Source organism: Paenibacillus marchantiophytorum (assembly GCF_014640555.1).
Taxonomy (GTDB): Bacteria; Bacillota; Bacilli; order Paenibacillales; family NBRC-103111; genus Paenibacillus_E; species Paenibacillus_E marchantiophytorum.
In genome coordinates this window covers 215599-240388 of record NZ_BMHE01000004.1, presented here as the reverse complement: position 1 = coordinate 240388, position 24790 = coordinate 215599, and the positions used below count along the sequence as shown (strand labels likewise).

The following is a 24790-nucleotide window of genomic DNA, read 5'->3' as shown; positions in this document are numbered from 1 at the left end:
AAAATTGAGCCGAGATCAGGTTTTATTATTGTCAATGAACAATCAACAGGGGGGAAGCAGATGAAGGTAATAAAAAAAAACTTTTGCGAAGCGCACGGTTGTAAGCGCTTTATCATTGATTTTTTTGAAACAATTTTGTATTTAAATGTAAGTAACAACTAGAGATTATAGGAGGGGAATTCATTGTTTAAGAAGATTTCAACAAGCGTAGGACTTATATTTATGCTATTTTTTGCAACAGTTGCCCCCGTTTTTGCGAGTACAAATAGTCAAAACACAGCAAACCCCGTTGTCAATGATAGTTACACGAATCAGAAAAACTATGTGGATCTCAGGTTCGGCATGTTTATCCACTATAATATGGGAACCTATCACGATCAGGAATGGGTGACGCCAGGACAAGATCCACTATCTTTTAATCCTGAGCATGTGAATACAGACCAATGGGCGCAAGCCGCCAAATCCGCAGGCATCAAATATACCGTTCTAACGACCAAGCACCATGACGGATTTGCCCTGTGGCCAACCAAATATGGCAATTATAATGTGATGAACAGCTCCTACAAGAAAGATATCGTAAGGCAATATGTAGATTCTATGCGTGCTCAAAAAATTCTGCCTGGGCTATACTTCTCCATTTGGGATCGTCAGCAAGGTATTCAAAAGGGTTCCGTCAGCAGAGCGGATATCGAATTTATTAAAGGGCAACTAACCGAGCTGCTGACGAATTACGGCGAAATTCCGGTTCTAATTATCGACGGCTGGGCTTGGGAGATGGGGCATAATGAAGTTTCATACCAAGAAATTCGTGATTTGATTAAGCGACTACAGCCTAATATTCTTATTGTGGATCACAATGGACAAACGCAGCCATGGGATGAGGACATTATTTATTTTGAAGAACCTAAGGGCGTTTGGGCGCCTTCCAACAATGCGTATGCCGCTAACCAGGGCATGCCGCTCGTGTCCAGTCAATGGTTCTGGCACAATTGGATGACCAATACAGAGCCGGCAAGCGTGCAGAATATTGTGCAGGATCATCTCGGTTATTTGGAACCGCGTTATACAAACTTTTTGCTCAACGTTTCACCGAACCCGGATGGGGAGTTAGATAACAACGTAGTCAATCGATTGGGGGAGATCGGACAAGCATGGAAGCCGAATGAATCTCGTCCTCCACTGCCGGAACAGCCAATCGTGATGGAGCATCCGATTACAGCTAATTCGGCAACGGCTACTAGCGGGAATGCAAGCAATGCGATTGATGGCCTTATGGATTATGTAAACGACACTTACTCTGAGACTGTTTGGCAAACCAACACATCTTTGCCTCAATCCATTACATTGGATTTGGGCTACACGTACAACAACATTAATATGTTGAATTACCTGCCTTCGCAAAATTTATCACAAGGTATGATTACTGACTATACGTTATACGTGAGCGAAGACGGAACGAACTTCACTTCGGTTACTAGCGGAACATGGGATGGGGACAAGACCATGAAACGTGTGACTTTCCCATCGCAAACAGCACGCTATTTGAAAATGGAAGTGAATTCGGCCGTAGGCGGCTTCGCTGCTGCAGGCGAACTGGCCGTCGGCTCTCACACCAATGAAGTTCCAACGCGGACGGGGATTGACTCCTTTGATGTCAACACGTTGTATCGCATCGTCAATAAAGCGACCAGCAAAGTATTGGGAGTTGGGAATTCGCCAGCGAATGGAGCGGCTGTTGCCGGGCGAACCCAATCGGGTGCATTGGATCAGCAATGGGTTATCGATGATTTAGGTCTGGGCAAATATAAGATTGTCAATAAACAAAGCGGACGAGTTATGGATGTTGCAGACGAGAGTAAATTGCCTGGGAAATCAGTCATTCAATGGACAGATTCTGAAACTGCTGCAGATCCTACAGCGATAAACCAGCAGTGGGCTATCTCCAATGTTGGCAATGGCTATTTTAAAATTACAAGCATGAACAGCCAGTTGGCCTTGGAGAACAGCAACGGTTCTGCAGCTGACGGAAATCCGGTTGTTCAAAACACCTATACAGGAAGCGACAGTCAATTATGGAAAGTGGAAAAACTGCCTTCTCTGATTAAAAATGTGAAAGTGAATGGAGTGCCGGTCAATGGCCTTAATTCTGAGAATCGTACGACGAAGCTGACTATTTTGAGGGAGAAAAACCAGGAAGTTCCAACAGTTACAGTGGACAAAGCATCTGAAGACGTGCAGTTGGCAATCCACCCAGCCGACAGCTTGCCAGGCGCGACGACCATTACAGCTACAGCTGACGGCGGAGCGACACAGGAAGTCTACACGCTGAACTTTGAACTGGTGGATCGTTATGCGAGCGACCTGGAATGGTTAAGTGCAGCTTCAGGCTGGTTAACTGTTAAGAAGGATAAAAGCCTGGACGGAAATGCGATAAGATTAATGGGCAATAGCGGCGCTATAACGTACGAAAAGGGCTTTGGCGTCCATGCTGCTTCAAGAATTATGTTTGACATTTCGGGTAAAAATTATGAGTCCTTCACTGCTCTTGTCGGAGTCGACCAAGAAATGGCCAAATCGCCGTCTTACGCGGATGTGGAATTCAAGGTGCTTGTAGACGGCGTAGAGAAATTTGCGAGCGGAGTAATGAAGGTTACCGACGTGGCTAAACCGGTCGATGTCCGTGTAGCTGGCGCAAGCATTGTGGAACTGGTTGTTACGCAGAGCGATAACGATAATAGCGAGGATCATGCAAGCTGGGCCAATGCCACATTTAGAATTGCGGAGGGCAAATCCGAACAGAAGGACGAATTGCCTGAAGTGGACTATTTGAGCGATCTGAACTGGTTAAGCGCATCCTCGGGCTGGTTGGATGTTAAGAAAGACAAGAGCATCGCCGGCAATGCGATTGTATTGAAGAATGGGGCCGAGGATCTCTCCTTTGCCAAAGGCCTTGGGACTCATGCTAATTCAGTGATCAAATATGATCTTACTAGAGCAAATTATGAAACCTTCTCCGCCTTCATTGGCGTAGATAAGGAAGTGAATGGCGGAAGCTACAATGGCTCGATACAGTTTAACGTGTCCGGAGTGAAGAACGATGGCACGATCGAATCGCTTTACTCCGGAAGTGTGTTGAGAGAGGCGGATAATGCCCAATTTGTGAAGGTGAATGTTAAGGGTTATAAAGAGCTAATATTGGATGTTACGGATTCCGGCAATGGAAACAGCGAGGATCACGGCGATTGGGCGGATGCCAAGCTGACGAAGCTGACTGTTGAAGCGACACCCGTGATCTCGGGCGTTATGCCAGTAAACGTGGTTACGGCTACGTATGTTCCGCCGGTTCTGCCTGCAAGTGTCACAGTTGTGTATAACAATGCGACAACTGCCGATAAGTCGGTTCAGTGGGATCTGGTAGATTCGTCTAAGTATAAAATAGCGGGCCATTTTATCGTGAATGGTACTGTAGATGGCACAGTCATACCTGCTGTAGCTAACATTACGGTTACTGAAAACACGTATAGAGCTGATCTTGTGGCGCTAATCGCGAATGCCCAAGTTCAATATGATTTTGCTGTAGTAGGAACAGCAGTCGGCAATTACCCTGCAAGCTCGAAAGCAACCTTGCAAGCAGCAATCGCACATGCGCAGCAACTTGTAGACCTGAATGTTGCTACTAAACAGGAATTCGAAGCTGAAACGGCAGCGTTGAACACCGCACTGCAAGCGTTTGTGTTAACAAAGATTGGGCAGGTGAACGTAGAATCGATCGCTATTACAAGTTCGACGACGACGATTTCCGCGAAGAGCGGAACCCTTCAATTACAGGCGGCGGTGCTCCCTGCCAATGCTGCGAATAAGTCGGTAACTTGGGCTGTCTATGAAACGGATGGCAGAACAACTACGGATAAAGCAATAATAGACGTAAACGGTTTGTTGGCAGCTGTGAAGGATGGAATCGTAAAAGTGGTTGCAACATCAAACGACGGTTCGCTGGTCTTTGGAAACAAAGTCATTACGATATCCGGGCAAAATGGCAATCCAGGCACTAACCCTGGATCTGGCAGTTCCAGTGGTTCTGGCAATCCAACCGCACCGCCGGTGAAAGAAGATCCAACTAAGTACGTACCCAAGGATACGGAACTTAGGGTCGAACCTGTACAAGAAAGTCAAACAGCTGTAACGGCAATCATCAATCGCGAACGACTGGCGCAGAAATTAGCAGATCTTAAAGCTGCGGGCAGCTCTATCCTAAATTTCGAGATACCAAGCGAGTTTGAAAGGAATGCCGTACAATTGCCGCTGGATATTTTGTATAACAGTCTTAAAGAAAATAAAGAAACGGTCCTGACGCTCAGAAGCCATCTGGGATCATACAACCTGCCGCTGTCCGCCCTGAACCGTGAGGATGTTGCGAGTTTGGCAAATGCCGAAGGCGCGACGCTAATCATTCGCATGGATAAAGCGAAATCGCAGCATGAACAGCAGTTTGATCAATCCATCTCAGAAAATGATATGAAACGCGTAAGCGATATGATCGATTATAAAGTGATTCTGAAAGCCAAGGATAAAGAAGTTGAAATTACGAACTTTGGCAGCCGTTTTATCTCACGCGTGATGAATGTAGACGGAGTCATTCAAGATTCTTCTATTGCGACAGCGGTCGTTTACGATCCGATCACAGGAGAGCTGAAGTTTGTACCATCGGTATTCACTGTGAAAAACGGCAAGACAGAAGTAACCATAACCCGAAATACGAACAGTCTGTATGCGATCGTTCAAAACAAGAAAACATTTGACGATATGAACGGACACTGGGCGCAGAAAGATGTTGAGACCCTAGCTTCCAAAATGGTGATCGACGGAACAACGGATCGCACGTATACGCCGGAAATGCAAGTGACTCGGGCTCAGTTTGCAGCGCTTCTCGTAAGAGGACTGGGGTTACGGGCAGAGACGACGCCATCCGTATTTACCGATGTTGCTGTCACCCAGTGGTATGCCTCAGAAGTAGGTACAGCCGCGAAGTACGGCTTGGTTCAAGGTGTAGGTGAGGGTCGATTCAACCCGGATCAACGGATTACGAGAGAGCAAATGGTCGTCATGATGATGAAAGCTGTCCATCTCGTTCAGGGAGAATCAAAACCGGAAGCTGCGAAGAATGCCCCATTTGCCGATCAAGACCAGTTCTCGGACTATGCCCGCAGCGCTGTAGCAGAAGCTGCCAGCAAAGGTTTGGTTCATGGGAAAACAAATACAACATTCGCACCTCAAGATGCAGCTACTCGCGCAGAGGCTGCGGTAATTATTAAACAAGCGATGCAATATTTGAAATTGATTAATTAATACCAAATAGCTCTATATCCTGATCTTGGTTCAATCATTTATTGAGCCGAGATCAGGACATTATTATTGTCGGTAAAAATCAATTTGTTTAATGAGAAGACATTGTGGTCCTGTGGTCTGGTTCTTCTCCGTGCTCGGTTTACGGAAAGCTTCACGAGCGCGGTACATTCGTCTACTTTTAGGAGCAATAAGTTAAAAAAATTGTTGGAAGAGATCAAATTATTTCAAAGGAGATCTTTGGATGCAAAAGAATGCTTCTCTATTCAAACTTATGACCGCTTACATTTTGTCAATACTTATGCTTGCTTCGCTGCTCCCAGTTTCGTCTTATGCTTCTCAGAATCCATCCCAAACATGTACGAAATCGGTTCCTAGCGATAATGCTTTAGTGAATCTTCAATCCGCAAGCCAGTTAGTTGATCGGTGGTTAGGCTGTCAGCATGCAGGTCAGATTATTATAAAATCTCTATCCCCTTCGCCGGACGGCAAAGATACATTTGAAATTAGTCCAGGGGTTGACCAAACGATTACGCTTGCTGGTACGAACACGAGTACATTGTTAATGGGATTTAACTGGTACCTCAAATATGTAGCAAACGCAGATATCTCCTTCAATGAGGTGCAGTTGAATTTGCCTGCGGTATTGCCGCAGCCCGCTGGGGTTATTCGCAAGAGCGCTAACGTTGCCAATCGATTCGGATTGAACGATACGGACGAAGGCTATAACGATCCTTACGAAGATTGGGCGCATTGGGAGAAGAAAATTGATACGCTAGCTATGCAAGGGATCAATCAGGTTCTCGTCTATCCAGGGCAGGAAGCGGTTTATTTCAAAGCCTTCCAGGAATTCGGTTATACGAAGCAGGAATTGCTCAATTGGATACCGCAGCCTGCACACCAGCCTTGGTGGTTGATGCAGAACATGCACAGCTTCCCTTCAGCGATTACGGAGAGCTTGATTGAAAAACGGATACAGCTCGGCAGGAAGATTGCTGATCGCTTGAGAGAACTCGGCATGACACCGGTTTTCCCAGGATATTTCGGAACGGTTCCTCCGAATTTTAACGCCAAAAGCCCAGGCAACGCGGCCAATATCGTGGCGCAAGGAACCTGGTGCGGATTCCAGCGTCCGGATTGGCTTGCTCCGACTGATGCCCGGTTTAATACTGTTGCGGCGGCTTTCTACAGACATCAAAGCGAGATGTTCGGCGATACGACGATGTTTAAAATGGATCTGCTGCATGAAGGCGGTGTATCAGGCAATGTCGACATCGGGCTTGCATCCAAGGCGGTGCAAGATGCTATGACGGCTGCTCATCCCGGTGCGATCTGGGTCATTCTGGGGTGGGGAGGAGATAATCCTCGTGCGGCAACCATTGACGGAATCGATAAAAGCAGAATGTTGGTTTTGGATGGAAATTCCGATTTGATCTTCGCTGACCGGGATAAGGACTGGAAGGGAACGCCATATGCTTTCGGTACGATCTGGAATTTCGGTGGTCATACGAATTTGGGAACGAGTCTTTCCGTTTGGAATACGAGGTTTTTTGAATTATTAAACAAGCCGGGCAGCGCGCTTAAAGGGATCGCTTTGTTGCCGGAGGCATTAAACAATAACCCGGCTGCAGTCGAATTCTTTACGGAAATGGCATGGCATGACCAGCCGCTTGATCTGAACGCATGGATCAAACAATACGCCAAAGCGCGTTACGGCGCTTCCGACCCTAATGCCGAGGCCGCATGGCAGAAAATATTGGCATCGGTTTACAGTCTGCCTGCGACCAATTCCAGCGACGAAAATCAGTCAAGCAGAGGCATGACCTCTCTTTATGAAGTTGAACCAAGCTTAACGGCATCGCCTGGACCGCTTTACTACAATTCAAACGTTTTGGCGAGCGCGCTTCCAGATCTCCTGAAAGTTCGTCCTGAATTGAGGAACACCAGCACTTATCAATATGATCTGATGACGGTCGTTCAGGAAATGTTGTCCGGCAAGGGACGCGAAGTGCTGTCGAAAATCAAAGAGGCTTACGATGCCCACGATACAATCAAGTTTAATGAGCTGACGGATACTTTTCTTCACTATATTCAAGTCACAGACGCAGCGGCTGCGACGAACAAGCAGATGATGCTCGGCAACTGGCTGGAGAATGCCAAGAGGTGGGCGTCCAACGATGAGGAGCGCAACAATTTGGAGTATGACGCCCGGTCGATCGTAACGGTGTGGGGTGGAAATATTTACGATTATGCCCGCCGTCAATATGCAGGACTTGTTGGAGATTACTACTATTCTCGCTGGAATGCCTACTTCAATTCGCTGAAAGCGGCACTGAATACGGGAACGGCGACATCATTGCCGAACTGGGGCGACTACGGAAGAGCCTGGGCCAATCAGACGAACGTATATCCATCCGAACCGACTGGCAATATCTATACAATTGCTCAAGATTTGTATATCGAGCTCGCCAATGAGGTTAATTTGGCCAAAGGCAAGACACTCACAGCCAGCACGTTATTCAATACGAACGGACAAAACCCGCAAAGCGCCGTAGATGGCAGCATCGTGACAACAGATTATGCTGAATACGGTACGGAGAGTCGATCGCCGAACTGGATGCAGGTGGATTTAGGGAAATCCTATTTGCTTTCCTCCATCAATCTGTGGAGATATTATGCAGATAACAGAAAATATTTCGATACAGTGATCGCCGTATCCAATGATCCGAGTTTTGCGAAGGAGAATGTGACCGTTGTCTACAATGCCGACAAAAACAACGTTCACGGATTTGGAGCGGGAACGGAAGTTGAGTATGCGGAAACTTCTTCCGGCAAAGCGTTTGCTACAGGGCCGGTTTCGGCGAGATATGTCCGAGTATACGCCAATGGCAACTCAACGAATAGCAGCTCGCTTACAGTAGGGCAAAAAAGCCATGTCGTTGAGCTAGAAGTATTCGGTATGTACATCGAGCTCCCGGATGATCCTGTTAACTTGGCCAATGGCAAGACGCTCACAGCCAATACAGCATTCAATAATAATGGACTAAACCCGGACAGCGCTGTAGATGGCAGTATCGAGATTACAGGTTATTCAGAATATGGCACAGAGAGCCGGTCCCCGAACTGGATGCAGGTGGATTTAGGGAAATCCTATTTACTTTCCTCCATCAATCTGTGGAGATATTATGCAGATAACAGAAAATATTTCGATACAGTGATCGCCGTATCCAATGATCCGAGTTTTGCGAAGGAGAATGTGATTGTTGTCTACAATGCCGACAAAAACAACGTTCACGGATTTGGAGCGGGAACGGAAGTTGATTATGCGGAAACTTCTTCCGGCAAAGCGTTTGCTACGCAGCCGGTATCGGCGAGATATGTCCGAGTATACGCCAATGGCAACTCAACGAATAACAGCTCGCTTACAGTAGGACAAAAAAGCCATGTGGTCGAGCTAGAAGTATTCGGTAAAGAAGATTTGGTTCAATCGATTACAGTCACGAGCCCATCGCCTACGATCACAGTAAAGGGCGGAAGCCTTCCATTAAGCGCAATGGTGCTTCCGACGAATGCGAGGAATCAATCAGTGACATGGGCTGTCTATGAAGTGGGTGGAGCGGCAACGGATAAAGCGATCATCAATCCGATTGGCTTGCTGAAGGCCGTGAAGGATGGGACGGTGAAGGTGGTTGCCACAGCAACGGACGGTTCAGCCGTATTTGGAGTAAAGTCTATTGAAATAAGCGGTCAAACGGACGTTGTTGATCCAGGCACAGATCCAGTGGATGTTGCCACGATTAACATCACAAGCTTAGGTAATGTGTCGACGATTTCCGCGAAGAGCGGAACCCTTCAATTACAAGCGGCGGTGCTCCCTGTCAATGCTGCGAATAAGTCAGTAACTTGGGCTGTATACGAAGCGAATGGCGCAACAGCAACGGATAAAGCGCTCATCAATCTATCAGGCATACTGACGGCCGTTAAGGATGGGACGGTGAAGGTAGTTGCCACAGCAACGGATGGTTCAGCCGTCTTTGGAGTAAAGACTATTTCAATATCCGGGCAAAATGGCAATCCAGGCACTAACCCTGGATCTGGCAGTTCCAGCGGTTCTGGCAATCCAACCGCACCGCCGGTGAAAGAAGATCCAACTAAGTACGTACCCAAGGATACGGAACTTAGGGTCGAGCCTGTACAAGAAAGTCAAACAGCTGTAACGGCAATCATCAATCGCGAACGACTCGCGCAGAAATTAGCAGATCTTAAAGCTGCGGGCAGCTCTATCCTAAATTTCGAGATACCAAGCGAGTATGAAAGGAATGCCGTACAATTGCCGCTGGATATTTTGTCTAACAGTCTTAAAGAGAATAAAGAAACTGTCCTGACCCTAAGAAGCCATCTGGGATCATATAACCTGCCGCTGTCCGCCCTGAACCGTGAGGATGTTGCGAGTTTGGCAAATACAGAAGGCGCGACGCTGATCATTCGCATGGATAAAGCGAAATCGCAGCATGAACAGCAATTTGATCAATCCATCTCAGAAAATGGTATGAAACGCGTAAGCGATATGATCGATTACAAAGTGATTCTGAAAGCCAAGGACCAAGAAGTTGAAATTACGAACTTCGGCAATCGTTTTATCACACGCGTGATGAATGTAGACGGCACCATTCAAGATTCTTCGAGTGCGACTGCGGTCGTTTACGATCCGGCATCAGGAGAGCTGAAGTTTGTGCCATCGGTGTTTAGTGTGAAGAACGGCAAGACAGAAGCAACCATAACCCGTAATACGAACAGCCTGTATGCGATCGTGCAAAACAAGAAAACATTTGCCGATATGAACGGACACTGGGCACAGAAAGATGTGGAGACTCTGGCCTCCAAAATGGTGATCGACGGAACAACGGACCGCACGTATACGCCAGAAATGCAAGTCACTCGGGCTCAGTTTGCAGCGCTTCTCGTAAGAGGACTTGGCTTGCAGGCAGAGTCGACGCCATCCGTATTTACCGATGTTGCTGCCACCCAGTGGTATGCATCAGAAGTAGGTACTGCCGCGAAGTACGGCTTGGTTCAAGGTGTGGGCGAGGGCCAATTCAACCCGGATCAGCTAATTACGAGAGAGCAAATGGTCGTCATGATGATGAAAGCTGTCCATCTCGTTCAGGGAGAATCTCAACCGGAAGCTGCGAAGAATGCCCCATTTGCCGATCAAGACCAGTTGTCGGACTATGCCCGCAGCGCGGTAGCGGAAGCCGTGAGCAAAGGTTTGGTTCATGGGAAAACAAATACAACATTCTCACCTCAAGAGGCAGCCACTCGAGCAGAGGCTGCAGTGCTCATCAAACAATCGATGCAATATTTGAAGTTGATTAATTAATGCGAAACATCTGTATGTAAACTCAATTCAACGAGTACATCCGTTCCGAGCTTGGTGTTACTTCAGAAATTGAAGGCTGCAGGAGCGGATGGCGTTGTGAAGAGAAGCAAGCACAAATCGACGAATGGAGTTCATCTAAGAAATAACAATGCAGTACAGTTGGAAGGAGAATTTATTATTACGCAAGTCTCCTTCCCCTTAATTTAGGAATTAAAGGGGGATATGACTGAAGTATCTACAAATGATTTGAACGAAAAACGATTTTGATGCAGTCTGGCTTTTCATAAAGGGAGCTTTAGTACGGTCATTGATTTTCCAGATACGTATGCAGGAGCGCCGATCGCTTCTTTGTCATCCGATTACTTCGAACTAAAGGTTCAAGTAGTTCCAATAAATAAAGCGCTTTCTTTCTTGTTGATGCCTGTTAAAAAGGACAGAAAATGAATTGAATATAAAAGGACAGTAGATTTTTCTGACGGATTCATAAAAGTACAGTTATTTTTTGATATTTAAGAAAAATGAGCAGTATATTGCTTCACTCTCCTGTGATATATAAAGTGTGTGGCCATGCAACAATCAATACGATTCAAATAAACGTAAAGGAGTTCAACCGGGTCAACGCGGTAATCAGACAAGCTATTATTGAATTTCACCGTATAATCCGAGGATGAGCTTTGCATGTTGGAAACAATGATTGAATGCAAAATTATAAAGTGGATGATACCATGAGTGTAAGCGTTTTCTTTAATTTACCATAAATTTTAAAGAGTATCCAATTTATAGTAAATTGGCTTTGCCCATGGGTCGTCAGGCATGGCGGATTCTCTCGGCTAAGGCAGGAGCAACAGAGGCATTCAATAATAGACTGCTTCAAAGTGACGATTACGTCACGAGTAAGAAGGGGAAAACTGTGCATTTGCCCAATCATTGGACAGGACCCGTCTTTACGGCTGAAGCGCTTGAGAACGGCCAAGTGGCGGTTCAATCGTTCACCGTACGAGTGTATCGTCAGTGATTGGTGTGAAGGGTGGAACCCTTGAATTAAGAAACAATCGATCAAAGTAAACGATTCACCTACAAAATGTGCTTTCAAGAGCACTGCCAATGACTATTAAACGGAGGGATCAAAATGAAATCGAAGGCTAAAAAAATCATAAGAAATTCAGTGTTGCTATCGCTTTCATTAAGTGTACTTAGCGCATCTTTCATCTCTAACTTGTTTATACAGAATGTCTCCGCATCCGTTGCGCTTACGAATAACACGGAGCAGGAATGGAATGAGCTTTCTGGAATCCTTTCCAACACTTATGGCGAGTGGAATACGCCGTCATATTCGGGAGCCATATCCTCGCAAATGCCCGATACAGCTATTCTAGGCAATGGAGATGTCGGGGTTACTTCCTATGGAGACAGCAAGACGAAACAATTTCTAGTATCCAAGGGTGATTTCTGGAGTGCTGGAACGATGAATAGTGATAACAGCACGAAGATTATTACACTGGGCGGCATCAAAATCAGAGAAAAAACACCTGATCACGGATTGGATTTGGCGCTCGGCAAGCCTGTAACTGAGAGTAGTCATCACGATGATTTCGTCTCTAGTCGGGTCACGGATGGCATTGTGGGGACAAGTGATGCTAGTTCGTGGGTATCGTCTCCTGGAAGTCCGCAATGGATTAGTGTCGACTTTGGAGAGATCATCTCCTTTTCGAGATATGTGATTCAACACGGTGGAGCGGCAAGATCAGACAGACAAGATTGGAATACCAAAAGTTTCAAGGTTCAAGTAACAAGTGATGCTGTGATTACAGGGGCAACCGTCTGGACGGATATCGATGCCATCACCAACAATTCAGCAGCGATCACAGATAAATTATTGGCAGCACCTGTACAAGCCCGTCAGATGAGAGTGTATATAACAGAGGGGACTCAAACTGGCGGTGATGGAAGGAGCCGACTAGCTGAAGTCGAGGTATATAACCCAACTGTGGACAGTGTTTGGGATGATCCCCAGAAGAGTTCATTGGCTTTAAATGCTGCGGCAACTGCTAGTTCGACACATGATTCTTTTTCCCCGAGTCTTTCTGTAAACGGGGCTTCTCAGACCAATCAAGACGCTGATCACGAAAATATGTGGACGTCCGCTGTAGGTAACAGCCAATGGATTTCCTATGATTTGGGCAGCGTGAAAACATTCGATCGATGGGTCGTCAGGCACGGGGGATTTGCCCGTATGGATAAGCCTGAATGGAACATGCAAGATTTTAAACTTCAGATTAGCTCTGATGGAGTGACGTGGACCGATGTTGAATCCATCGTGGGCAATACAGAATCCATTACGGATAGAATCTTAGTCAATCCAGTTTCATCTCGTTACGTTCGTCTTCTTATTACAAAAGCAACGCAGGCTACAACAACGGATTCAGCCAATAATCCCAGGGCGCGCATCGCTCAGTTTGAACTTTATCATAATAGCAATTTTAGCAGTATCCTTTCGCCGGTTTCTTTCAATGAAATTCAAGATATTCAACATGCTGAAATTAGAACGCAAATGCCGCTTGTAGGCCAATCAATGAAGATGCAAACATGGGTGTCTGCAACGGACAACACGTTCATCACGGAAATTGTTTCAACGGGCAATAAAGCGGTCAATTTAGAAGTGGTGACGTGGGCCAAGAATGACAATGCTTTATATCCAGCGGATGCAGGGAATGATGCCAGCAGCGCATGGGCCTCGCGGAAAACCGATAATCAAGCGAAGAGCAACCCTAAATCATGGACATCTGAAGCGGTGCTCTTGACCAAGCTTATAGGAGCGAGCAGCTACGTTGCTTCGTCTAATCAAGAGCAAGCCGAAGGTGTACTAAAATTTACCTTGCAACCGAATCAACCGGTTCAAATCGTTACGTCCGTTGGAGGGGGAGGCCAAACCTACGACAATATGGATGTGTTGAAGCAAGCCAAGTCTCCGCTTCATCAGGCGAAGGATCAGCTTGGCCAATACAACAGTGCAGGAGATATTGCCGCGCTCCATGATCGACACTTGGATTGGTGGAAAAGTTACTGGTTAAAATCGTACATCAACCTTGATAATACGGATGCGAACTTATCCAAGATCGAGAGATACTATTATGGATCTCAGTACATTTTAGGGTCAACTGTGAGGGAAGGTAAGTTAGCTCCCGGCTTGTACGGGATTTGGAGAACGACAGACGATCCTCTTTGGTCAGGTGATTACCATTTGAATTATAATTTTTTTGGCCCTGTTTACGGTTCCTATTCGAGCAATAGACCCGATCAAGGCCTGCCAATGGTTGATGCCCTTTGGGATTTCATGCCTGAAGGCGAAAGAAGAGCGCGAGAAGAAATGACATTAATTGCGAACCATGCTCCACCAGAAGCTTGGCAGTATATCCAGAACAGGGGTTTAGCCTCCGGGATAGACGGAGCCCTGTTGTATCCGGTAAGCATCGGACCTTGGGGAAGCGCTCCTGAAGGCCCAAGCTATATCGGTCAAACCATTGATGCTGCGTATGGCGCAACACAGTTCATTTCTTACTACAGATATACGCAGAATGAGCAATTTTTGAAAGAAAAGTTGGTTCCGTACCTTGAAAAAGTAGCTAAATTTTACGAATCGTGGTTAGAAAAAGAAGACGATGGGCAAGGCGGATACCGCTACATCGCCTATGATGGCTATCATGAGTATACGTTTGCTAAAAATTCAGGCGTAACATCAGGTCTTGCTTGGAATGTATTTAATATGCTTACAGAAGCTGTGGCTGTTCTGGGTGAGAATCAATTGGGGGTATCACAGCAAAGAGCTGATCTGTGGAAAGATATACGTGATCATATGGCCGAGACCCCAACCATGCAAAGGAATGGACAGACCGTATATGCTTTGGCAGATAACGGGGATTTCTGGCCGAATAGCGGCAATGTTGAACTTGAATTTATTCATCCTGGGGAAAGACTTGGATTTAATTCTGATCCTCAGAAGCTGCAAATTGCAAGGAATACGTTAACACAGAAAGCCCATACATTTGGACAAATCAACAATACGCCAAAAGCGTATACACAGGCTGCTAGAGTAGGGTATCCTGCGCAAAGTATAATCGATTACTTTTTGCAGCAAACCTATCCAGCCATAGCTCAGAATTTCAGAATACCTGATAATAATCACGGCATCGAGAAGGCGGGGGCGACGGAAGCCTTTAATAACCTGTTGTTGCAAAGTGATAACTATGTGATCAAAGTTTTTCCTGATTGGGTGCAAAACAAGGATGCTAAATTTGTAAGGCTTAGGGAGAAAGGCGCATTTCTTGTTTCATCGGAATACAAAGGAGCAACGCAAGAGGTTCAATATGTTGACATCACCAGTGAAAAAGGAAAAGATCTCTCCGTTATGAACCCGTGGCCGGGAAAAGAGGTAGAGGTCTATGAAGATGGGGTAAGGATTGAAGCAACGAAGAGTACGAATCATTCAGGTGAGATCTACACGGTGCCTACCAAAGCAAATTCCTCCTATGTTTTGAAGCAAACAGGTGGAGTGCGCCAAGTGACGCTTGAAAGTATTACACCATCTACAGCAGTCACTGACATTAAGATGGGCACGGCAAAGACGGCAGCAGCGTTAGGGTTGCCTTCTACGGTTGAAATAGTGACGAACCAAACACAAGCGCAAGCAGTTGTCGTTTGGGATTTAACCAACGCAAGCTACGATCCAACGCTTAAAAATCACCAGACATTTACAGTAGGCGGTAGTGTAACTTTGCCTAACGGTATTGAGAATCCGAATGGTGTATCCTTGTTAACTAGCATTAAAGTTACTGTAAATAAAGTACCTCAGTCGCAAATGACAGCTACAGCGACAAGCGAGGAATCGGGAAAAGATGTGGCCTCCAATGCGATTGACGGCGACCCGCAGACGATCTGGCATACGAAATGGAATCAATCCGACGTGCTGCCGCAATCGATTACGTTAAACCTTGGAGGAACCTACAACAAGATTAATAAAGTTACGGTATTGCCAAGGCCAGAAGGCGGCAACGGTAATATTACCGGCTACAATATGTATGCAAGTACGGATGGAACGACCTTTACCAAGGTTGCGACTGGAAGCTGGGCAAACGACGCTGCCGAGAAAACCGTAACCTTCACTCCAACCGATGCATCGTATGTCAAGGTCGAAGTGACATCGGGCAACGGCGGGTGGGCGACGGCTGCGGAAATCAATGTATTTGCTAGTCCAATTGTGGAAGATATTCCGATTAAGGTGCAATTGATCACGATCTCTAGCGCATCGGCAAGTATCGGCGCCAAGGGAGGCACGCTTCAATTGGATGCTGCAGTTCTTCCTGCGAATGCGACGAACAAGTCTGTAACATGGGCTGTCTACGAAAATGATGGCACGACAGCAACGGATAAAGCGACAATTGGCGCAACCGGTCGGTTGACAGCTGTCAAAGACGGCGTCGTGAAAGTAGTCGCAACGGCAGCGGATGGTTCCGGTGTTCATGGGGTAAAAGGTATTACCCTAAGCGGTCAAACGGATATTATTGATCCAGGTACTGATCCTGTGAAAGTGGCGTCGATTAACATCACAAGCGCGTCGACGGTTATTGCCGTGAAGGGCGGAAGCCTTTCATTAAGCGCAGCAGTGCTGCCGATTAACGCGACGAATACGTCGGTGACTTGGGCTGTCTATGAAGCGAATGGCGCTGCGACGGATAAAGCGATTATCGATCAAACCGGCTTGCTCAAGGCCGTGAAGGATGGAAATGTGAAAGTCGTTGCAGCGGCAACCGACGGTTCAGGGGTTCGCGGGGAAATCATGATAACAATCAGCGGACAAAATAGCACTTCCAACCCTGGCACTGGTTCTAGTTCGAGTTCTGGCAATCCAACTACACCGCCAGTGAAAGAAGATCCAACTAAGTACGTACCCAAGGATACGGAACTTAGGATCGAGCCTGTTCAAGAAAGTCAAACAGCGATAACGGCAATTATCAATCGCGAACGACTCTCGCAGAAATTAGCAGATCTTAAAGCTGCGGGTAGCTCTATCCTTAATTTCGAGATACCTGGAGAGTATGGAAAGAATGCCGCAGAGCTGCCGCTGGATATTTTGTACAACAGGATGAAAGAAAATAAAGAAACGGTTCTGACCCTAAGTAGCCATCTTGGTTCTTATAACCTGCCGCTGTCCATTTTGAACCGTGAGGATGTTGCGAGTTTGGCAAATGCCGAAGGCGCGACGTTAATCATTCGCATGGATGAAGCGAAATCGCAGCAAGAACAGCAATTTGATCAATCCATCGCTAAGGAAGGTATGAAACGCGTAAGCGATATGATCGATTACAAAGTAATTCTGAAAGCCAAGGACCAAGAAGTTGAGATTGCGAACTTTGGCAACCGTTTCATCACACGCGTGATGAATGTTGACGGAGCTATTCAAGATGCTTCGATTGCGACTGCGGTCGTTTACGATCCAGCAACAGGAGAACTTAAATTTGTGCCATCGGTGTTCACTGTGAAGAACGGCAAGACAGAAGCAACCATAACCCGTAATACGAACAGCCTGTATGCGATCGTTCAAAACAAGAAAACATTTGCCGATATGAACGGACACTGGGCACAGAAAGATGTCGAGACCCTAGCTTCCAAAATGGTGATCGACGGAACAACGGACCTTACGTATACACCGGAAATGCAAGTGACTCGGGCTCAGTTTGCAGCGCTTCTCGTTAGAGGACTTGGCTTGCAGGCAGAGTCGACGCCATCCGTATTTACAGATGTAGCTGCCACGCAGTGGTATGCCTCAGAAGTAGGTACAGCCGCGAAGTACGGCTTGGTTCAAGGTGTGGGCGAGGGCCGATTCAACCCGGATCAGCTCATTACGAGAGAGCAAATGGTCGTCATGATGATGAAAGCTGTCCAGCTTGTTCAGGGAGAATCGCAACAGGAAGCTGCGGCGAATACCCGATTTGCCGATCGAGATCAGCTGTCAGACTATGCCCGCAGCGCGGTAGCAGAAGCCTTCAGCAAAGGTTTGGTTCATGGGAAAACAGCAACAACCTTCGCACCGCAAGATGCAGCCACTCGAGCAGAGGCTGCCGTGCTGATCAAACAAGCGATGCAATATTTGAAATTAATAAATTAAATAAGCTTTGAAACATGTGCTAGGCTCAACGATTTGTTGAGTTTAGCACCGTTTTTGGTAAGGGGAGGGTGGAGTGAATCCAATTCGCTTTTTCAAAAAGAGTATTTTCAATAAAATAATGATCTCATTCCTGTTCGTCATGATTATACCTACCTCATCTATCAGCATAAGCTCATACTTCATATCCGTGAAAATACTAAAAGAGAAAGTAAGCGATTCCTTTCACGAAAACCTCTTATATATTGGAAGTTCTATTGAAAAGGATTTATCGGAAATCGAAAAAATAACCGAATTAATCTTTATTAACGAAGATATTCAGCAGGCTATTAGTGCGGATAATACCAATCCATTGGACTACTATGCTAATTATAAGAAAGTGGATCAGGTTATGAATAATTTAGCGTTTTATTCCAATTATTATAAATACGTCACTTCTCTTTTTATTTTTGGCATGAACGGAAGTGATTTTAGATATGGGAATGGGAGTGATGCTTACGCTATTGATACGAAACAGCTGCTAGCTTCGAATTGGTATAAACAATCGGAGGATCTAGGCGGGAACGTGCTTTGGATTGGCGTGCATGACAATGATAATAAGTCAAGAATGACTCAGTTTAAACAGGTATTTTCACTCGCCAGATTGATTAGGGATTTTAACAACAGGAACATTGGAAGCTTATATTTGAGTTTAAATACGAATGTTTTTACGGATATATTAAGCAAGGCATCCCCCGATACACAAAGTCAATTGTATGTCGTCGATCAGCTTGGGAAAATTGTTTACCCGCAAGAGAAGCTCGCCCAGAGTCTTGAGTCGGACGGCATTATTCTGCCTAAAGAAAAGAATTTTTCGAACTTCGAGATCAAGAAAAACGGGAAATCCTATTTGGTATCTAATTATGATTTGGATAAGTATGGCTGGAAAATCGTGCAAATGGTTCCTCTCGAACTATTAACGAAGGATAATAAAGTTGTATTTAAAATCACTACCGCGGTATGTATTCTTTCCTTGCTGTTCTCAGGAGTGCTTTGGTTTTTTATTTCAGCGGGGATTGTAAAACCTATCAAAAAATTAACGTTAACAATGAAAGATGTGAAAGGCTCCAATCTGCTGGTGAAATCCAATATTTCCAATACCGATGAGATTGGTTTGCTTAGTGTCAACTTTAATTACATGATTGAGCGCATTAATTCGCTTTTTAGCCAAGCAGTAGAGGAAGAAGCTATGAAAAGAAAAGCGGAAATCAAGGCGCTGCAAGGACAAATCACACCTCACTTTCTATACAATACCTTGAATACAATCAGATGGATGGCTATCATTCAAAAGTCAGATGGCATTAAAGAGGTTGTAGATGCCCTGGGTAGATTATTGAAGAATACATTTAAAGAGCAAAGCTCGCTGACTACAGTAAGTGAAGAATTGAGCATGATCAAGGATTATATTTATATTCAACAAACGCGATATCGTGAGAAATTTCAGGTTTTGTATGAAATAGATGAACAACTGCTTCATAAGAAGTGTGTCAAATTCATTTTACAGCCGATCGTGGAGAACGCCATATTCCATGGGATTGAACCGCGGGAAGAGCCTGGTTTTATTAGAATTAAGATATTTACTGATTATGCTACACTCCAAATAACAGTTGAAGACAGCGGGGTAGGAATGTCGGCTTATCAGATATCCCGAATATTGGGGAGTAGTTTCAGAGTGGAAGATTCCTTGGGCGGAATTGGTGTACATAATGTAAACCTTCGCATCAAAATGATCTGCGGCGCCCTATATGGCATTCAGATTGATAGTCAATTAGGTGTTTATACGAAAGTTCATATCGTTCTTCCGCTGGATATCATTGAATAATCTTTGCATAAGCAGGTGGTGAAAAAGATGCTGAAAATATTAATCGTTGATGATGAAGCGCTTGTCAGGATAGGGATTAAAACGATTCTCCCATGGGAAGAATTGGGATTCGAGCTTGTGGGTGAAGCGGAAAATGGGAAAAAAGCATTAGAGATGGCCAGAGCCTATTCACCTGATATTATTTTGACAGATATTAAAATGCCTGTGATGACGGGGATTGAATTAATTAAGCAATTAAGGCAAGAGAATCATCCGGCGAAATTTATCGTATTAAGCGCGTATGATGACTTGGTTTATGTCAAGGAAGCCATGAAGCATGGGGCGGAAGATTATATGTTGAAACTTGAGTTGGAGCCCGTGCAATTGATTCAGATTATGAAAGAGTTAAGTCTTTCAATAGCAGCTGCAAAAGATAGGATTGGGAATGCGGCTATTGCACAAGAATATCCAATTATACATACAGCTCTGCATAAAGAAAAGTTTTTCAAAGATATGCTTTTAGGTGTTATTCAGAATAGCGCTGAAATGTTGCAGCAAGTAAATAGGCTTAATTTGAATTTCTTGGAAAAAAACCTGAGTTGTTTGATCGTCGAGGTCGATGATTTGACTATTTATGATAAATATGGGGAAGCGCCTCATTTGCTTGATTATTCTATTCTCAACATCTTAGAGGAGGTTTTATCCAGTTATGCGTACGGGCATGTGGCCAGTATTCATCCCAAACAATTTGTCGCTATTTTCACGTTCAAGAAAAACGAGAGGGAGGATAGCGGCGAAAGGCTGCATGAGCTGACAACCAATATGAGGACTTCATTGCGAAAATATTTGAACGCATCTGTTTGCATGGGGATTAGCAATGACCACCCCAATTATATATACATTAAGCAAGCCTTCAATGAAGCGAAAGAAGCAATTAACTATAAATTTATCTTACCGAGAGGGAGCGATATTTATTATTGTGATATGAAACGAATGTCGATACAAGAAAACGAGGATATTTCGGCAGAAATGAGAAAGGTTGAATTCGCACTGCTGGATGGAGACATTAAGGCGATTAAGGATGCTTTAGATTTATTCATACAGAAAATGCATCAATCCAATAACCTAACGAAGGAATTATTAACTGGTTTGTGCTATTCCATTTATTATTTATTTCAGACCTTTATGGAAAAATTCAAACTAACAGGCAAAAATATCGTAAATAAAGAGATGTACACAGATATAAATACAATGAATTTAAAGGTTGATTTCATCGAATGGATTCATCATCTCAAGCAGCGTTTTACTGAGCAGTTGATAGATAACAATGAGAATATGCGGGTGTTTACAACCAAACAATTTATCAATAAGCATTACAAAGAAGACCTTTCCTTGGAAAGGATTGCCGAATATTTGCAGTTGTCTACAGCTTATTTAAGCAATCTTTATAAAAAAGAGACAGGCCAAAATTTAATTGAATACATGACGGAAGTTAGGATCAGTCAAGCAAAGTTCTTATTAAAAACGACGGATTTGAAAATCGCTGAAATCGCGCGAGAAGTAGGTTACTCGGATGAATATTATTTTAGTAAAGTATTCAAAAAGAACGTCGGAGAGTCTCCTATCAAGTATAAAAATTTGTCAACACCGGAGAAGATCTAGAAGATTTGATCTGGATTAGTCTTTCAGCTTACGCAGCGGGTTTCTGATTAATCAGAGGGTGTGCTGGTTCCAAAGACAAGAATATTCTGGTTAAATATGTTACTGCGGAAAATGCGTCAAGCGGTTAAATATCTGGATGCTCCAACCAATGTGACGGTTACTCCTGGGGTTAATAGCTTAACTGTCAATGCCGATGTAAGCAATCAAGCTGTGAATCAAGCTGTGAAGAACAGTATTATCAACGGTTATGAGGATGGTACTTTCCGACCGGAACAGCCTGTTACCCGTGTTGAAATGGCAGTTATGATTGTTCGAGCTCTTGGACTTAAGCTTGTATCGGATGAAGGACTATTATTTAGTGATTCAGAGCAGGTGCCTCAATGGGCGCGTCCTTACGTTGCAACTGCTTATGCCGCTGGCCTTATTCACGGCAGAGACAATAATGAATTCGCGCCTAACGATGAAGCAACAAGAGCGGAAGCTACAATCCTTATTTTGGGCATGCTGAAAATAAAATGACAAACATAAATACTGTCCTATGGTCAAGAGATGACTGTAGGACAGTATTTATTTACATATAAGAGTTTATATCTTTTGAAGTGAACGCGGAGTTACTCTAGCCGCCCGGTGCGAACAGAGGGAGGGAACTACAGTCCGCTATTCTAGCCAAAAGTGTCATTTTCGGGAGGTTGAGGGAACTACAGTCCGCTATTTTGCTGTTATATGGGAATTTTGATACTTTTTATGGAAATAAGACCCTGTAGTTCCTCTATTACCCTCGCATCCCTACTTTTTGCCTAATTAGCGTCCCCTAGTTCCCTTACTAGGTTTTGCCGCTAAGAAGAGGCTGATTAATCAGGGCGGCGAAGCCGTTTTTCTTATGGAATCCCGGATTGCCGTTGTAGGATGAGAACTTACACGCTGCGCAGCGTATATAATTTACCTGCCTCGGTATCGAAGCGGATGATACCCTCCATCACAACTTCGTAAGGTACATTCGTGCCTTCCGATTCGACCGAGAGCGAAATTCCCTTCGTGCGAATACGGCAGCTGCCGCCGAATTGCGCTTCGATTTCCGCTTCTTGAAGAGCGCCCCCTGCCCACGATAGACTAACGCTCATCGCGCCTCTTGCTCGGAGGCCCTTCACGAAGCCGGTCGGCCATGCATCCGGCAAGGCGGGCAGCAGTGAAATCTCGCCGGCATGAGATTGAACCAGCATCTCCGCCACGCCGGCGGTAAATCCAAAGTTGCCGTCGATTTGAAAAGGAGGGTGGGCATCGAACAAGTTGGCGTAAACCCCGCCGTGATGATAGTTCGTCTCGTTCTCCTTCACCAACTGCAGCAAATTGGAGATGAGCGCAAGCGTTCGGTTCCCGTCCTGAAAACGGGCCCACAAACAAATTTTCCAAGCCAGACTCCAGCCTGTCCCGTCATCACCGCGCCGCTCCAAGGAGGTTCTTGCTGCCAGAAACAGCTCAGGCGTTGCCAGTTCCGTCAATTGACGGCCAGGGTAGATTCCGAACAAGTGCGAGACATGGCGGTGATGCACATCCTCGTCATCCCAATCCTTCGACCATTCCTGAAGGTGGCCGATCTCGCCGATTCCCATCGGCTTCAGTTTCTCGCGCGCTGCTGCCATCTCAGCTCTAAGGGGCTCGTCAACGTTCAAAATGGCCGAAGCCTCGATACTGCTCGTCAACAAATCCCATATTAACGACATATCCATCGTCGTTGCCTGACTGACCGCTGCCATCTGCCCATCGGCAGTTACAAACTTATGCTCCGGCGAGGTGGAGGGCGATGTGACTAGATGGCCGTTGTCGTCAGGGTGCAGCCAATCCAGACAGAAAAGCACCGCTTCTCTCATAATCGGATAAGCCTGCTCACGCAGATAACGTTCATCTTGGGTGAACGCGTAGTGCTCCCAGAGGTGCTGGCACAGCCAAGCAGCCGACATCGGCCATAGCGCCCACACCGGATCGCCTTGGCCATAGTCCCCGACAGGCGCTGACTGGCACCAGATGTCTGCGTTATGATGCGCAACCCAGCCTCTGCAGCCGTAATTCACTTCCGCCGTTTTCCGGCCGTTGTTAGACAAATTCTGTATGTATCCGAGAAGCGGCTCGTGACATTCGGATAAATGGCACGTTTCCGCTAGCCAGTAATTCATCTCGGTATTAATGTTCAACGTCCAATTGCTGCTCCATGGCGGGCGCAATTCTTTGTTCCAAATGCCCTGCAGGTTGGCCGGCTGCGACCCTGCGCGCGAGCTTGCGATGAGCAAGTATCGGCCATAATGAAACAGCAGTTCAACGAGCCCGGCATCCGTCGCCCCATACTCGGCGATTCTCCGGTCAGTCGGCAGCCGCTCTGCCGCCTCGGAAGCGCCAAGCCTCAGTTCCACACGATTAAATAATGCCGTGTAATCATCGATATGAGCTTGCCGTAGTTGCTCATAGGATTTGGCCATCGCGCTCTGCAGCCGATCCTCATTGGCGGCAGCTACTTCCCTGCTTCCCTTGGCAGGCGGCTTGTCATATCCTTGGAAGCTGGTTTCCGCGCTGAACAGCAGTGTAACCGCCTTGGCGCTTTGAATATGAAGTCCGTCATGATCAATCGTATAAGCGCCGCCCTCAAGTTGAACGCCAATACGCCCCTCGAACCGCATGGCTTCCGTTGTTTCGGGTTCACCATATACGACGGGATGATCCGTATCATAGTAATTAGGATCAACATGCTCCGGGCAAATACCTTGCAAATACAGATGATCTGCCGTAAAGCTTGTTCGATACGGATGCGGGCTATCCAGCCGCGCTGTGAAATCGAGAGCGCCCGGAGCGCTTGCCTCAATACGGATCACAATGACTTGGTCCGGATAGGAAGCAAACATTTCGCGCGTATACGTAATATCCCCAATCCGGTACACCACCCTAGCGATGGCATCTGTCAAATCCAAGCTGCGCTCATAGGCCTGAACCACGCCGCCGTGACGGAACTTCAGGTGAAGATCGCCAAGCGGCATATAGGATTGATTGTAAGGCCCCATCATCTCCTTGCTCTTCTTGTCCGCTTCCGCGTAACGCCCTTCTGCTATAAGCCCGCGTACTTCGGAGAGAACGCGCTTCGCGTTCGGATTGTTTGCGTCGACAGGACCTCGGCCTGACCACAGGGTATCTTCATTTAACTGCAAATGTTCGGCTTCCGGATCGCCAAAAACCATAGCGCCCAGTCGGCCATTTCCGATAGGAAGCGCTTCGGTCCACGCTTTTGCGCAGCTTAGATAATGCAATTTCAAAGGTAACAGCTCCTTTTTTACGATTGGAATATGCTCACTCCAACTACATCACAAAATCGCCAGCTGGAATAAGGACATTACTAAGGTACTTTGGAATAAAGTTAACAAGA

Annotated in this window: 8 protein-coding genes; 7 read left to right on the top strand and 1 reads right to left on the bottom strand. The window is 45.8% G+C overall.

Annotation, left to right across the window (positions count from 1 at the left end; genetic code table 11):
* The first annotated feature begins 183 nt into the window (after positions 1–183).
* The 7 genes from IEY34_RS06495 to IEY34_RS06465 all read left to right on the top strand — a co-directional run bounded on the left by IEY34_RS06495 (position 184) and on the right by IEY34_RS06465 (position 21903).
* Positions 184–5346, top strand: a complete 5163-nt coding sequence (locus tag IEY34_RS06495; RefSeq protein WP_189009318.1) for an NPCBM/NEW2 domain-containing protein — start codon at positions 184–186, stop codon at positions 5344–5346.
* Positions 5347–5587: 241 nt separating this feature from the next.
* On the top strand, positions 5588–10723 hold the full coding sequence (locus IEY34_RS06490; RefSeq protein ID WP_189009315.1) for an alpha-N-acetylglucosaminidase TIM-barrel domain-containing protein: 5136 nt from the start codon (positions 5588–5590) through the stop codon (positions 10721–10723).
* A gap of 799 nt (positions 10724–11522) precedes the next feature.
* The gene (locus IEY34_RS06485; protein WP_189009312.1) at positions 11523–11738 is read left to right on the top strand and encodes a hypothetical protein; all 216 of its coding nucleotides are present in this window, start codon (positions 11523–11525) and stop codon (positions 11736–11738) included.
* A gap of 114 nt (positions 11739–11852) precedes the next feature.
* Positions 11853–17885, top strand: coding sequence for a discoidin domain-containing protein (locus tag IEY34_RS06480; RefSeq protein ID WP_189009309.1), 6033 nt, complete (start codon positions 11853–11855; stop codon positions 17883–17885).
* Positions 17886–17958: 73 nt separating this feature from the next.
* Positions 17959–19743 (top strand): cache domain-containing sensor histidine kinase, encoded by a 1785-nt coding sequence (locus tag IEY34_RS06475; protein ID WP_189009306.1) that lies wholly within the window; start codon positions 17959–17961, stop codon positions 19741–19743.
* 27 nt (positions 19744–19770) lie between these two features.
* Positions 19771–21384 carry a response regulator gene (locus tag IEY34_RS06470; RefSeq protein WP_189009303.1) on the top strand — a complete coding sequence of 538 codons (1614 nt, stop codon included), beginning with the start codon at positions 19771–19773 and terminating at the stop codon, positions 21382–21384.
* Between the two features lie 96 nt (positions 21385–21480).
* Positions 21481–21903, top strand: coding sequence for an S-layer homology domain-containing protein (locus IEY34_RS06465; RefSeq protein ID WP_189009300.1), 423 nt, complete (start codon positions 21481–21483; stop codon positions 21901–21903).
* A 395-nt stretch (positions 21904–22298) separates the two neighbouring features.
* Here IEY34_RS06465 and IEY34_RS06460 read toward each other — a convergent pair whose 3' ends face one another.
* Positions 22299–24680, bottom strand: a complete 2382-nt coding sequence (locus tag IEY34_RS06460) for a glycoside hydrolase family 95 protein (protein WP_189009297.1) — start codon at positions 24678–24680, stop codon at positions 22299–22301.
* Positions 24681–24790: the final 110 nt, after the last annotated feature.